8 protein-coding genes are annotated in these 15,112 nt (G+C 63.3%); 5 read left to right on the top strand and 3 right to left on the bottom strand.

What is annotated here, in order from left to right:
* Window positions 1-122: 122 nt before the first annotated feature.
* The 4 genes from ACQZ6J_RS15170 (at window position 123) to ACQZ6J_RS15155 (ending at window position 9,139) form a co-directional block, all read left to right on the top strand.
* Window positions 123-1,232: an RHE_PE00001 family protein gene (locus ACQZ6J_RS15170; protein ID WP_449084653.1), complete on the top strand. Its 1,110-nt coding sequence runs from the start codon at window positions 123-125 to the stop codon at window positions 1,230-1,232.
* A gap of 214 nt (window positions 1,233-1,446) precedes the next feature.
* Complete coding sequence (locus tag ACQZ6J_RS15165) at window positions 1,447-2,919, top strand: efflux RND transporter periplasmic adaptor subunit (protein WP_449084652.1); 1,473 nt, start codon at window positions 1,447-1,449, stop codon at window positions 2,917-2,919.
* Window positions 2,916-6,035: an efflux RND transporter permease subunit gene (locus ACQZ6J_RS15160; protein ID WP_449084651.1), complete on the top strand. Its 3,120-nt coding sequence runs from the start codon at window positions 2,916-2,918 to the stop codon at window positions 6,033-6,035. Before ACQZ6J_RS15165 ends, ACQZ6J_RS15160 begins: the two co-directional genes overlap by 4 nt.
* On the top strand, window positions 6,032-9,139 hold the full coding sequence (locus ACQZ6J_RS15155) for an efflux RND transporter permease subunit (protein WP_449084650.1): 3,108 nt from the start codon (window positions 6,032-6,034) through the stop codon (window positions 9,137-9,139). Before ACQZ6J_RS15160 ends, ACQZ6J_RS15155 begins: the two co-directional genes overlap by 4 nt.
* A 321-nt stretch (window positions 9,140-9,460) precedes the next feature.
* On the opposite strand, the gene ACQZ6J_RS15150 is transcribed toward ACQZ6J_RS15155, so the two are convergent.
* Window positions 9,461-12,613, bottom strand: coding sequence for an efflux RND transporter permease subunit (locus tag ACQZ6J_RS15150; RefSeq protein ID WP_449084649.1), 3,153 nt, complete (start codon window positions 12,611-12,613; stop codon window positions 9,461-9,463).
* Between the two features lie 8 nt (window positions 12,614-12,621).
* Complete coding sequence (locus tag ACQZ6J_RS15145; protein WP_163987163.1) at window positions 12,622-13,881, bottom strand: efflux RND transporter periplasmic adaptor subunit; 1,260 nt, start codon at window positions 13,879-13,881, stop codon at window positions 12,622-12,624.
* A 147-nt stretch (window positions 13,882-14,028) separates the two neighbouring features.
* Between ACQZ6J_RS15145 and ACQZ6J_RS15140 the strand changes: the two genes are divergently transcribed.
* Window positions 14,029-14,706 (top strand): TetR/AcrR family transcriptional regulator, encoded by a 678-nt coding sequence (locus ACQZ6J_RS15140; protein WP_449084648.1) that lies wholly within the window; start codon window positions 14,029-14,031, stop codon window positions 14,704-14,706.
* 102 nt (window positions 14,707-14,808) lie between these two features.
* On the opposite strand, the gene ACQZ6J_RS15135 is transcribed toward ACQZ6J_RS15140, so the two are convergent.
* Window positions 14,809-15,048, bottom strand: coding sequence for a hypothetical protein (locus tag ACQZ6J_RS15135; RefSeq protein WP_163987161.1), 240 nt, complete (start codon window positions 15,046-15,048; stop codon window positions 14,809-14,811).
* Window positions 15,049-15,112 lie beyond the last annotated feature (64 nt).

Genomic DNA, 15,112 nt, shown 5'->3' with positions numbered 1-15,112 from the left:
CTGTCACTGGAAGGTCAAGCGGAAAATAGTGATTGCCATCCACAGTTCACAGATGCCCCTTCCTATCTCGCCGCGAAGGGCGATGATAAGTTCCGTAAGATCGATGCAATGATGTGATTCCAATGCGATATGATCTGACCACGCTTCCGCTTGCCACGCTTCTGCCCGCCGTAGTCAGGGCGGAAGACATGCTGGCGCGGCTGGACGAGCGTGTCCAGCGGCATGCGGTGGCGGATGGTTTTCGCGAGCGCGGACATTTTTTCGATGCCGCCGGTGCGCTCTGGGTCAGCGGCGAACTGGTGCATGTGGAGGATCTCGTGTTGCACGATGCGCGCATGGATACGCGCACGCCCACGCATGAGCTGACCATAGCCCATGCCGTGCTGCGGAGCCGGCGACGCCTTTGGACCGCCGATCCTTCCTGGGGGCTCGAGGCTGCCGGCCTTGCCGTATTGCGCGGCGACGTGGGCGAGGCTGAAGACGCGATCCTGCCGCGCCCGACACCGGCCCGGACCATGGAGCCCGAAGAGGAGGAGGACGAGGAAGACAGTTTCGGTGTCGATTTCGCCGAGATCGACGCCATCCTCGCCCGATCCGACAAGATCCTCAACGGTGGCGTCCCGGAACCTCGACCGGTGTCCGTCGATGCCGATGACCCTCTTGCCCTGATCCGCGACGAGGATTGGGATGAGGATGTGCGGCTGGAAAGCTGGCGTGCCATCATCCGCGAGGCGGATCTGCTGCCGCCGGTTCTCGGTGCGGCGGTGCTTTTCGACGCCTGGGAGCGGATCGAGCCGCTGCGGCGACAGCACTGGCTCGGCGGCCTGCTGGCCAGCGCCTATCTGCGCAGCCGGGGCAAGGTGACCTCGCATCTTTTCTGCCTGAATGTCGGGCTGAAAGCCGTGCGGCATGACCGGCGGCGCGCGCCGGACCGCACGACGCGTCTTGCGGCTTTTCTGGAGGCCATGGCGCTCTCGGCCGATTCGGGCCTGAAGGAGCTGGATCGCCTTTCGCTCGCCAGGCTGCAGATGGAGCTGCGGCTCAAGGACCGGCGGTCGAACAGCAGCCTGCCGGAGGTCATCGACATCGTGCTGTCGCGGCCGATCGTCTCGGCCAAAATGATCGCGCGGCATGTCGGCGTCACCTCCAGGGGCGCGCTCAATCTGGTGGCCGAACTCGGCCTGCGCGAAATGACGGGCCGTGGCCGCTATCGCGGCTGGGGTGTGCTTTGAGCGCCGCAACGGCTGGTGCGCGCAGAAGCATCAAGCCTTGCAACCACAACCCTGGTTTTTCGTCCAATGTTACAGTTTGTTACGCTAAGTGGCGCTAAAATGGACAAAATTTAATGGCCATACCAAATTCCTAAGCAGTGCGATGCAAGCTAGAGTCGCGCAATGAATAGCGGCGGATCGTGGATCGCCGAAGGCTTTGAAGGAAGGTGTATGGATGGCTCGGACATTTCGGGTCGTAGTGTGGTTGGCGGTGATCGGCGCTGTGGGATACGGCGCCTATGCGACCCGTGATCGTTGGCTTGGGCCGGCGGAGAAGCTGCTCGGTTATCAGAGCGCAACCGCACCCGGCGAGCAAGCCCAGGGCGAGCGCCGTGGCGGCCAGGGCCAGGGCCAGGGTGGCGGCGGCGGACGGCGGCGCAGCATGTCGCAGTTCAGCGGTCCCGTTCCCGTATTGGCCGCCGACGCGATGACGGCGGATGTCCCCGTCTATATCGATGGCGTCGGGTCGGTGAAGGCGCTCAACACCGTCACCGTGCGCGCGCAGGTCAGCGGCAAGATCGTCGAAATCGATTTCGAGGAAGGCCAGGACATCAGGAAGGGCGATGTCATCGCCCGCATCGACGATGGAGTCTACAAGGCGCAGCGTGACCAGGCGGTCGCCAAGAAGGCGCAGGATGAAGCCCTGCTTGCCGGCGCCCAGCGTGACCTTGCCCGCTTCCAGCTCATGGTGAAGAGCGCTTCCGGCACGCAGCAGCAGGTCGATACCCAGATGTCGCTCGTCGCGCAATATACGGCGCAGATCCAGGTCGACGTGGCGGCCATCGAAAGCGCGCAGGCGACCCTCGACTACACGACGATCAAGGCGCCCATCGACGGGCGCACGGGCATCCGCAACGTCGACGTCGGCAACCTCGTCAGCTCGTCGGATGCGACAGGCATCGTGACGCTGTCGCAGATCAAGCCGATCTCCGTCCTGTTCTCCATTCCGCAGCAGCAGCTCGCCCGCGTCAATGCGGCCAGTGCCGCCGGAACGCTCTCCGTTCAGGCCATGGGAAGCGATGGCCAGACGGTGATCGACAACGGCGCGCTGGGCGTGGTCGACAACCAGGTCGATCCGACCACCGGCACCGTGCGGCTGAAGGCGAATTTTCCGAACGACAAGCTGGCATTGTGGCCCGGCGCCTTCGTTAATGCGCGTCTGCTCGTGGAGACGCTGAAGGGCGTCACCGTCATCCCGAGTGCCGCCGTGCAGCGCGGACCGAACGGCACCTTCGTCTATGTCATCAATCAAGCTCAGACCGTTGCGATGAAGTCGGTGAAGGTGCGCCAGCAGGACGATACGCTCGCCGTCATCGCCGATGGCATATCTCCGGGCGACAAGGTGGTGACGACAGGCTTTGCGCGGCTTCAGGACGGATCGAAGGTGCAGATCTCGGGCAATCCGGATCAGGCCGCGCCGAATGCGCCGACGACGGACGATCAAGGCCAGCCCATCGCGGAAAACGACCCGCAGGATGGCGGTTCGGGCAGCGCGAATGCGAGCGAGCGTCCCCATCGCCGGCATAACGGTCAGGGTGGAAACGGCGGCCATCGCGGCCAGCATGCCGCCGGCACCGAGCAGGGGGCAGATACGAGCGGCGGCTCCGCATCCGGCAACTCCACCGCAGCTCCGACGCAGCAGCAATGAACGTCTCGTCGCTCTTCATCGGCCGTCCCATCGCCACCTCGCTTCTCGGGGTTGCTGTCCTGTTGGGCGGTATTCTCGGCTTTCTCTTTCTGCCGGTCGCGCCGCTGCCGCAGGTGGATTTCCCGACGATCCAGGTGACCACGCAGCTTCCCGGCGCCGACCCCGACACGATGGCGGCCCTGGTGACGGCGCCGCTGGAGCGCCCCCTCGGCCAGATCCCGTCGCTCGCCTCGATGACCTCGTCGAGCGCTTTCGGCATCAGCCAGATCACGCTGCAGTTCGATCTCGGCCGCGATATCGACGGCGCTGCGCAGGACGTGCAGGCGGCGATCAACGCGGCCGGCTCGACCTTGCCGCGCACGCTTCCCTATCCGCCGACCTATTCGAAGGTGAACCCGGCCGATACGCCGATCGTGACGCTCGCTCTACGCTCCGACAGCTATTCTATCCGCGAACTCAGCGATTTCGCCGACACGATGATGGCGCAGCGCCTGAGCGAAGTGTCCGGCGTCGGCGACGTCAACATCCAGGGCGGGGTCAAGCCCGCCATCCGCATTCAGGTAGACCTGCCGCGCCTTGCCTCCTATGGCCTCGCGCTCGAGGATATCCGCACCGCCATCACCAATGCCAGCGTTGCCGGCGCCAAGGGCGCGCTTGACGGCACCCAGCAGAGCTTCACGCTTGCCGCCAACGACCAGATCGTCGATCCTAACGTCTATAAATCCGTCATCGTCGCCTATCGCAACAGTGCGCCGGTGCAATTGAAGGACGTGGCGACAGTCGTCGAAGGGCTGGAGAACAACCGCGTCGGCGCGTGGTATCAGGGGCAGCCCGCCGTCATTCTCGACATCATGCGCCAGCCGGGCGCCAACGTCATCCAGACGGTCGAAAATGTGCTGAAGCAGATCCCGAAGCTGAAGCAGGCCATGCCCGCCGGCGTTTCCCTCGATATCGTCAACGACCGCACGGAGACCATCCGCGCCTCGATCCATGACGTGCAATGGACGCTGGTCATCAGCATCGGCCTCGTCATCCTCGTCGTCCTCTTGTTCCTGCGGACGATGACGGCGACCTTCATTGCCGGCGTCGCGCTGCCGCTGTCGCTGATCGCGACCTTCGGCGTGATGTGGTTCGCCGGCTTCAGCCTCGACAATCTCTCGCTCATGGCCCTGACGATCGGCACCGGCTTCGTCGTCGACGACGCCATCGTCATGATCGAGAACATCGCCCGCCATATCGAAGAGGGCGAAAACCCGATGCAGGCGGCGCTGAAGGGCGCCGGCGAGATCGGCTTCACCATCATTTCGCTCACCGTCTCGCTGGTTGCGGTGTTCATTCCGCTGCTGTTCATGACCGGGATCGTCGGGCGCATGTTCCGCGAATTCGCGCTGACGCTCACCATCGCCGTGGTGGTGTCCGCTCTTGTTTCGCTGACGCTCACGCCGATGATGTGCGCGCGCATCCTGCGCAAGCCGAAGGATCGCGAAGGCGGGTTCCTGGCCGGCGCCGACCGCCTGACGGAACGGCTGATCGAAGGCTATCGCCGCAGCCTCGTCTGGGCGGTGGATCGCAGCGGCCTGATGCTCGTGGTCACCGTCGTCACGCTTGCCGCGACGATTGCGCTCTATGTCGTCATTCCCAAGGGCTTCCTGCCGGCGCAAGACACGGGCCTGATTACGGCGGTGATCGAGGCCGAACCGACGACTTCCTTCGAAACGATGAAGCAGGTGCAGGCGACCGTGGCCGATCGGCTGCGCAAGGATCCGGATGTCAGCGGCGTGGTTTCGGTCATCGGTACCAGCGCCAGCAATCTGACGCTGAACACCGGCAACCTCAGCCTCGTGCTGAAGCCCCGAAGCGAGCGCAACGTTTCCGCCGATCAGATCATCGACCGGATGCGCGCTGAGGTCACCGGCCTGCCGGGCATTCACGTTACTTTCCAGAGCGTGCGCGATATCTCGATCAGCACCCGGGCAAGCCGCGCACCCTACCAGTACACGCTGACCGGGACGGATACGGCGACGGTGGTCGATTGGGCCGCGAAGCTGGTGCAGCGGCTGCAGCAGAGCCCGAAACTCATGGACGTCTCCTCCGAGGTCGAAATGGGCGGCGGCCGCATCTTCGTCAACGTCGACCGCGAAACCGCCTCGCGGCTCGGCGTGTCGATGCAGGCCGTCAGCGATACGCTGAACGACGCCTTCGGCCAGCGCCAGATCGCGACGATCTATGGCCAGGCCAACCAGTATCGCGTCATCCTGGAGGCGGCGCCGCAATATCAGTCGGACCCGAAGTCGCTGGACAAGCTCTATGTTGCCGGCGCCAGCGATACGCAGGTGCCGCTCAACGCCTTCACGTCGGCCAGCTTCACGACCGCGCCGCTGGTCATCAGCCATGACGAGCAGTTCCCGGCGGTGACGCTCAGCTTCGATCTTGCCAAGGGCGCGTCGCTCAGCGATGCCGTGAGCGAAATCAAGGCGGCGGAGCAGGACATCGGCATGCCCGACAACATCCAGCGCAAATATTCCGGCGACGCCGAGGAATTTGCCTCGTCGCTGGCGGGCGAGCCCTGGCTGATCCTGGCGGCCGTGGTGACGATCTACATCGTGCTCGGCCTGCTTTACGAGAGCGCCGTTCATCCCGTGACCATCCTTTCGACGCTGCCGTCGGCCGGTGTCGGGGCCCTGCTGGCGCTGATGCTGTTCGGTCAGGATCTGTCCATCATCGCGCTGATCGGCATCGTGCTGCTGATGGGCATCGTCAAGAAGAACGCGATCATGATGATCGACTTCGCGCTGGAGGCGGAGCGCAAGGAGGGCCTCGAGCCACGCGAAGCCATTCTCAAGGCTTCGATCCTGCGTTTCCGGCCGATCATGATGACGACGCTCGCGGCGCTCTTCGGGGCCTTGCCGCTGGCGCTCGCCCAGGGCACGGGCGCGGAGCTGCGCATTCCGCTCGGCATCACCATCATCGGCGGCCTCGTGCTTTCGCAGCTGCTGACGCTCTATACGACGCCGGTGATCTATCTCGCCTTCGAGCGCCTGCGCGCCAAGGTCGTCGGCCGCACCACGGGTACGCCGAGCGCCGAAATGAACGAACTGGCGGGTGGCGGGACATGAACATCTCGGAGCCGTTCGTCAAACGCCCTGTCGGGACGACGCTTCTGGCGATCGGGTTGATGATCCTCGGCATCGTCGCCTATCGTTTCCTGCCCGTCGCAAGCCTGCCGACCGTGGACCTGCCGACGATCGTCGTTTCGTCCAGCCGTCCCGGCGCGGATCCCGCCAGCATGGCGGCAAGCGTGGCCGCACCTCTCGAGCGGCATCTCGGCACCATTGCCGGCGTCACGCAATTGACGTCGGTAAGCTCGCTTGGGTCGAGCACCATCATCATCCAGTTCGACCTCTCGCGCAGCGTCGATGGTGCCGCCCAGGACGTGCAGGCGGCTTTGAACGCGGCGGCGACCGACCTGCCGGGCGATCTGCCGACGCTACCGTCCTTCCGCAAGATCAATCCGGCGGCGGCGCCTGTGCTGATCCTGGCGTTGACGTCGGACAACGTCTCACCGAGCGCCATCTATGATGCGGCCGACACAGTGGTCGTGCAGCGCATTTCGCAGGTGGACGGCGTCGGCGGCGTCACCGTCAGCGGCGCCGACCAGCCGGCGGTGCGCGTCAGGCTCGATCCCGACCGGCTTTCGGCCATGGGGCTCTCGCTCGATACCGTCCGCACCGCGATCGTCAACGCCAACGTGCTCGGTCCGTTCGGCTCCATCGACGGAGCCGGCGGTGCGTTCTCCATTGCCATGAACGGGCAATTGCGGACCCCGGAAGACTACGGAAAGATCATCGTGCAGAGCGGAGACGGCACGGCCGTTCGCCTTGCCGATATCGCCACGGTCGAGCCGGGTGTGCGCAACAGCCGCTCCGACGCCTGGTATGACGGCAAGCCGGCCGTGCTGCTGAATATCACCAAGCAGGCCGATGCGAACGTCATCGCCACCGTCGATGGCGTCAAGCAGCTGATCCCCGAGCTGCAGCGGCTCATTCCCACCGGTGTCAAGGTTTCCATCCTTTCCGACCGCACGACGACGATCCACGCCAGCGTCAACGACATGCAGTGGACGCTGCTTGCCACCATCTGCCTCGTCATGGCGGTGGTCTTCGTCTTCCTGCGGCGCGCGACGCCGACCTTTGCGGCCGGCGTCACCGTGCCGCTGTCGCTTGCCGGAACCTTCGCGGCGATGTGGCTCTTCGGACTGTCGATCGACAATCTCTCGCTCATGGCGCTGGCCGTATCCGTCGGCTTCGTGGTCGACGACGCCATCGTCATGATCGAAAACATCTATGCCAATCTGGAAACCGGCATGAAGCCGATGCGGGCGGCGCTCGAAGGGGCGAAGCAGATCGGTTTCACGGTCATTTCGATCAGCCTCTCCCTGCTTGCAGCCTTCATACCGCTCTTCTTCATGGGCGGCATCGTCGGCCGCTTCTTTCAGACCTTCTCGCTGACGCTTGGTTTCACTATCGTCGTTTCGACACTGGTGTCGCTGACGCTGACACCGATGATCTGCGGGCATCGGCTGCGTCAGCACGATATCGATGCCCGGCCCGGGCCGTTCGGCCGCCTTGTCGAGGGCACGTTGGGCGCGATCATCGGCTTTTATGGCCGTACGCTGAAAGCGGTGCTGCACCATCGGGTGCTCTCCGTACTCGTCATCATCGGCTGCGTGGTGATGTCGGGCTACCTCTACGTCAAGGTGCCGAAGGGCTTCATTCCGCAGGACGACACAGGGTTCATCCAGGGCGGGACGCAGGCGGCGACCGACATCTCCTATCCGGCCATGGTCAAGCTGCAACAACAGGCGGCGGATATCGCCTCGAAGGATCCGGCGGTTTCCGGCCTCGGCTCCTCCGTCGGCGGCGGCGGTTTTTCCAGCTCCGTCAATCGCGGCCAGCTCTATATTTCGCTGAAGCCGGAGTCCGAGCGTGCGCCGACGGCCGAGGTCATAGACCGGCTTCGCAAGCAGCTGATGGCCGTTCCGGGCCTCAGTACCTTCCTGTTTTCGCCCGGCGATATCCGCGCCGGTGCGCGCCAGTCGCAATCGCAATATCAGTTCACGGTCTGGAGCGCGAATTACGACGAGCTGGTGGAATGGGCGCCAAAGGTGCTGCTGCGACTGCAGGCCCTGCACGAGTTGACCGATGTCGCGACCGACAGGCAGCCGAACGGCCTGCAGGCGACCGTCAACATCGACCGGAGCATGGCCTCGCAGCTCGGTGTCAGCATTCAATCCATCGATGCGGCCCTGAACAACGCCTTCGCCCAGCGGCAGATCTCGACGATCTACACGCAGCGTAACCAGTATCGCGTCGTGCTGGAGGCGGATCCGACCTACGCTCTCGATCCCAGCGATATTTCCAAGCTCTATGTGCCGGCCTCCGGCGGCACGCAGGTTCCGCTGAGTGCCGTCGCGTCGATCGATCGGACGCTGGCGCCGCTGGTGGTCAATCACCAGGGCCAATATCCGTCCGTCACCATTTCCTACAATCTGGCGCTCAATACGCCCCTGCAGGCGGCGAACGACGCCATTCAGCAGGCGGTGCTGGAAATGCATCTGCCTGATACGCTGCATGCGGATTTCGCCGGCGATGCGGCGAGCGTCACCCAATCGTCCGGCAGCCAGCCCTTGCTGCTTCTGGCGGCGCTGCTGACGGTCTACATCGTTCTCGGCATTCTCTATGAGAGCCTGGCGCATCCGCTGACGATCATCTCGACGCTGCCGTCGGCTGGTCTCGGAGCGCTGCTCGCGCTCGTCATCAGCGGCACGGAGCTGACGATCATCGCCTTCATCGGCATCATCCTGCTGATCGGCATCGTCAAGAAGAACGGTATCATGATGGTGGATTTCGCGCTGCAGGGCGAGCGCACGCTCGGCCTGTCGTCGGAGGAGGCCATCTATCAGGCGTGCCTCAAGCGCTTCCGGCCGATCCTGATGACGACGCTGGCCGCGCTGATGGGCGCCATTCCGTTGATCATCGCCAGCGGCCCCGGCGCGGAGCTGCGCCGCCCGCTCGGCATCACCATCGTCGGCGGTCTTGTCGTGTCGCAGGTGCTGACGCTCTATACCACGCCGATTATCTATCTGATGCTTGCCAAGCTGCATGCGAAATGGTCGCCGAAGCCGCAGACCACGGCGTCGGTGCCTGCCGCGTCGAGCTGACGAGGTCTTCGTCATCGATCGCGGATCGCGATCTCGAACGGGATTGATCGTTCCCGGCGCGGCGGCGGAGATCAAGGGAATTTGCGTTCCAAGCGTCGAGGTGAGCCAGACGTGTCCCGCCCGCCTTACCGCGGCAGCTTTCAAGCCCATACAGCGCCGTTCGGAAAGGCAGCATCGCACACGGTGCCTGCACCGGAAGGCTTTCTGCTTTTCATTGCATTATAAAACAAAAGGGCTCCCGTTATGGCGGGAGCCCTTTTTGGTTGATTTTAGGCCGAAGCCGTCCGCACCGGAATGCCGGGAGCGGACGGATATCGGTGGTTAGTGCGTGGCGGCGCCGCTGTCGGTTGCCGCCGTCTCCGGCGTCGGCGTCGACCTGATCTTGCCCTTGAAGATCCGGCGTACCGAGACGAAGAGCAGCGGAATGAAGAAGACGCCGAGCACGGTGGCCGAGATCATGCCGCCCATGACGCCAATACCGATCGAGTTCTGGCTGCCCGATCCGGCGCCGTTGGCGATCGCCAGCGGCAGAACGCCGAGGATGAAGGCGAGCGAGGTCATCAGGATCGGCCGCAGGCGCTGTCGGGCCGCCTCCAGCGTCGCGTCGATCAGGTTCTTGCCCTGATTCTGCTGCTCGATGGCGAATTCGACGATCAGAATGGCGTTCTTCGCCGCCAGGCCGATGGTCGTCAGCAGGCCGACCTTGAAGTAGACGTCGTTCGACTGGCCGAACAGGGTTGCGGCCAGCAGCGCCCCGAAGATGCCGATCGGAACCGACAGCATGACGGCGAGCGGGATCGACCAGCTCTCGTAGAGAGCGGCAAGTGCCAGGAAGACGACCAGGATCGAGATCGCGTAGAGCTGGCTTGCCTGGTTGCCGGAGAGCTTTTCCTGTGCCGACAGGCTCGTCCATTCGTGGCTGAAGCCCGGCGGCAGGCTCGCCATGATCTTGTCGATCTCGTTCATGGCGTCGCCCGACGAAACGCCCGGAGCGGCGGCGCCCTGGATTTCGACGGCCGACGAGCCGTTGTAGCGTTCCAGGCGCGGCGAGCCATAGTTCCACTCGCCTCTGGAGAAGGCCGAGAACGGCACCATGGCGCCATCCGAATTGCGCACATACCAGCGGCCGAAATCTTCCGGCTGCATGCGGAAGTTCTTGTCGGCCTGCACGTAGACCTTCTTCACGCGACCGCGGTCGATGAAGTCGTTGACGTAGGTGCCGCCCCATGCGGTCGACAGGGTGGCGTCGATGTCGGAGAGCTGGATGTTCAGCGCGCTTGCTTTCTCTTCATCGATGTTCAGAGAATATTGCGGCGTGTCCTCCTGGCCGTTCGGGCGAGTGCCGAACAGCTTGGCGTTCTTCGCAGCGGCGCCGAGCAGCTGGTTGCGGGCTGCGATCAATGCCGCATGGCCGGCACCGTTGATGTCCTTGATGAAGAAGTCGAAGCCGCTCGAGCTGCCGAAGCCCGGGATCGCCGGCGGGGCAAGCGCGAAAACGCTACCGTCCTTGATCTTGGAGAAGGCGCCCATGGCGCGGGCGGCAATCGCCTGAGCCTTCGATTGCGGTGTCTTGCGCTGCTCGAAGTCCTTCAACCTCACGAAGACGATACCGACGTTCTGGCCCTGACCGCTGAAGCCGAAACCGGCGACCGCGAATGCGCCGTCCACATAGTCTTTCTCGGTATTGAGATAATAGTCCTTCACCTGGTCGAGCACGGCCCAGGTTCGGGAATCCGCGGCGCCGGGTGGAAGCTGGATGGCCGTCAGCAGGATGCCCTGGTCCTCGTCCGGCAGGAACGAGCTTGGGAGGTGGTTGAACAGGTAGCCGACGGCGCCACCGATCGCGACGAACGCCAGCAGGAAGACGATGGTGAGGCGGATCATCCCGTGAATGCCGCGCTGGTAGTAATGCGTCGCCCGCTCGAAGTTGCGGTTGAACCAGCCGAAGGCGCCCTTTTCCTTGGACCCGTGCTGGGGCTTCTTGAGGATGGTGGCGCAAAGGGCCGGCGTCAGGATCAAGGCGACGATGACCGAGAGGACCATCGCCGAGACGATCGTGACCGAGAACTGGCGGTAGATGACGCCGACCGAACCGGAGAAGAAGGCCATCGGGATGAAAACGGCCGAAAGGACCGTGGCGATGCCGATCAATGCGCCGGTGATTTCCTCCATCGATTTGATCGTCGCCTCGCGCGGCGATAATCCCTCTTCCTCCATGACGCGCTCGACGTTTTCGACGACGACGATGGCGTCGTCGACCAGAAGGCCGATGGCGAGCACCATGCCGAACATGGTCAACGTATTGATCGAGTATCCGAACAGGGAGAGCACGCCGAACGTGCCGAGCAGGACGACCGGGACGGCGAGCGTCGGGATCAGCGTGGCGCGGATGTTCTGCAGGAAGACGAACATGACGATGAAGACGAGCACGATGGCTTCGAACAGCGTCTTGACCACGTCCTCGATCGACAGCTTCACGAACGGCGTCGTGTCGTAGGGGTAGACCACCTCGACATTCGGCGGCAGGGTCTGCTTCAGGTTGTCGATGGTCGCCCTTACTCCCTCCGCCGTGTTGATGGCGTTGGCGCCGGAGGCGAGCATCACCGCAAGGCCGGCCGAAGGATGGCCGTTATAGGTGCTCGACGTGGTGTAGCTATCGGCCCCGAGCTCGACAGTGGCGACATCGTTGAGGCGCACCAGCGCGCCGTCGGACTGGCTCTTAAGAATGATGTTTTCGAACTGCTCGGGCGTCTGCAGGCGGCTCTTGGCCGTTACGGTCGCGTTGAGCTGCTGACCCTTGCGCTGCGGCAGCGCGCCGAGCTGGCCGGCCGAAACCTGCGAGTTCTGCGACTGGATCGCGCTGGTGACGTCGCTCACCATCAGCTGGTACTTGGCGAGCTTGTCCGGGTCCACCCAGATGCGCATGGCATAGCCGGCGCCGAAGATCTGCGTATCGCCGACGCCCTCGATGCGCTTCAGCGTATCGTTGAGCGTGCTGGAAATATAGTCGGCAAGGTCGTTGGAGTTCAGCTTGCCGTCGGTGGATACGAAGCCGACGACCATCAGGAAGTTCGAGGTCGACTTGGAGACGATGATGCCGGTGTTCTGCACGGCCTGCGGCAGCTGCGCCGTGACGAGCTGCAGCTTGTTCTGCACCTGCATCTGCGCGACGTCGGGATCGGCCTTGTTGGTGAAGGTCAGCGTGATCGAAGCCTGGCCGGTCGAGGTCGAGGTCGATGTCATGTAGTCGAGATTGTCGATGCCGGTCATGCCCTGCTCGATGACCTTGGTCACCGAGTTTTCGACGGTGGCGGCATCGGCACCGGAATAGGTGGCGCTAATGCGCACGCTGGTCGGCGCGATCTGCGGATATTGCGAAATCGAGAGCGTGAGGATCGAAAGTGCCCCCGCCAGCATGATGACGATGGCGATGACCCAGGCAAAGATCGGCCTGTCGATGAAAAAACGGGACATCCTCTACCTCACTTCTGAGCGCCGGAGGAGGCGCTCTTGGTGTCGGCCTTTTCCAATGCGGCCTGTTCCGCGGGCTTGCCGTCGGCGGTGGCCTGCTTCACCTCGCCGGTCGCATCGTCGATGGTCACGGGAGAGACGTTGACCTCCTGGCCGTCGCGCACGCGCTGGCTGCCCTCAACGATCACGCGCTCGCCGTCCTTGATGTCTTCGCTCACCAGCCAGCTGTTGCCGATGCTGCGCTGCACCTTCAGCACCCGCTGCTGCACCTTGTTGTCGGCCGTCACGAACATGGCGATCGGTTCGCCCTTCGTGTTGCGCGTCACGGCGCGCTGCGGCACAAGGAAGCTGTTCTCGGCTATGCCTTCCTGGAGGGTGGCGCGCACGTACATGCCGGGCAGCAGCACGCGGTCCGGATTGGGGAAAACGGCGCGGACGGTAATCGTACCGACGGTTTCGGCAACGGCCGCTTCCGCGAATTCGAGCTTGCCGGTTTCCTTATACTGGCTGTTGTCTTCCAGCGTCAGATGGACCGAAACATTGTCGCCGCTGGTCTTCAGGCGGCCTTCCGTAATGGCGCGGCGGAACTCCAGCAGATTGGTGCTCGACTGGGTGACGTCGACGTTGATCGGATCGAGCTGGCGGATGGTGGTGAGCGCCGTCGTCTGGTCTGCCGTGACGAGCGCGCCTACCGTGACCGCGGAAGCGTCGACGCGGCCGGCGATCGGTGCGCGCATCTTGGTATAGTTGAGATTGATCCGCGCTGTTTCCAGGGCCGCTTTTGCGGATGCGATGTCGGCGTTCGCCTGGGCTAGCGTGGAGACGGCGTCATCAAGGTTCTGCTTGCTGACGGCGTCCTGCGCCGTGAGGCTCTTGTAGCGATCCACTTTCGACTGGGCGCTGGGCAGGGCGCCTTCCGCCTTCTGCAAGGCAGCGACCGCGCTGTCGTAGGATGCCTGATACGAGGCCGGATCGATCTCGTAGAGCACGTCGCCTTCCTTGACTTCGCTGCCTTCCTTGAAATTGCGGCTGCGGATGATGCCGCCGACCTGCGGCCGCACTTCGGCGACGAGGTAGGCGCTGGTGCGGCCGGGCAGTTCGGCGGTGATCGCGACGGATTGCGGATGCAGTGCCATTGCGCTGACTTCCGTCTTGACCGCGGGAGCGTTGTTCTGGGCGGTATTCTGCTGGTTGCAGCCGGCCAGCATCACCGCAGCGACAAGCCCTGCGATGGTCATCGAAGCGCGGCCGGCTGACAGGCGAGCGGACATCGTCGGATATGCGGGTGCAGAAGTGGGAGGAGCGAGCTTTCGCACGTTGCTATTTCCTGTTGCCTTATTTACAGTACCAAGTCGTACAGAAAATATGTATACTGCTTCAAATGTCAATCGCATTCGGCTGTTGGGGTCAAGACGGAAGTGCTGACAAAAGAACGAGCAGGCAAGGCCGACCAGGCCATCAAGCGCCGCCCGCGCGGCCGCCCGAAAACGGTGAATGACGATGCTCGCCGAGCCGAGATCGTCAAGGAGGCGCGCGCGACCTTCTATGAGCTTGGTTACGGCGGTACGACGATGGATCTCGTGGCCGCCCGATGCAGGATTTCGAAGCAGACCCTCTACAAGCTGTTTCCGAGCAAGAGCGATCTTTTCATGGCGATCATCGCCGAGCATCGCGCATCCATGCTGGCCCTGCCGCGCGATCCCGAAGAGGATCTGCCTTTCGCCGAAGCGCTCGAACAGATCTTCATGATCGACATTGATGAAGAGCAGGAGCGGGAGCGCGATGCCTTCATTCATCTCGCCATCAGCGAATCGCAGCGATTTCCGGAGATTGCGACGCTGCTGCACACCCACGGCGCCCAGCAATCGCAGCGGATTCTGGCCGACTGGCTTGCCGAACAGCAGCGGCGCGGGGTGATCGAGATCGACGATGCCGCGAGCGGCGGGCGCATGCTCATGAACATGATCTTCGGTGCGATGATTTCCAAGCCGGGCCATCCGAACGATTGGCCGGATCGCGAAACACGGCTGCGCCACCTGCGCCAATGCATCGCGATTTTCACTGCCGGCGTTCAGCCGCGCAAAGGCTGCCGATAAGCTGTTGCCAGAGAGTTCCGGCTGATTGAAAAGCAATACCGATATGGCCTATCCGGCCATATCGGTATTGTTGCCCGTCCCGGAAAAGTGGGGATCGTTCTTTCAGTGTGCCACGATGTTTGCTGTGTCCGTTCCCTCATCGAACAAGGGGTTCGGCAAGCCGTTTGCATACATTTCCTGCAGCACGGCCCCAAGTGCCAGATCCAGGCACCAGACAGGGAATTCCGCATTCAGGTTCTTGGCGCTCTGCCGTGCATAGGTAATGAGCCGAGCGATTGATGCCAGTTCCTTGAGCGAGTCCGGATCCTGGTGTGCTGCTCCGATCGGAAGTGCTGCTGTCATTTCATGCCCTCTATTGCCCCCGTTCCCGGCGGACGAATCGTATCCGGCCGAGAACATGAGCAAA

The sequence above is a fragment of the Rhizobium sp. A37_96 genome (assembly GCF_053521765.1).
This window is presented reverse-complemented; position numbering and strand designations above follow the sequence as displayed.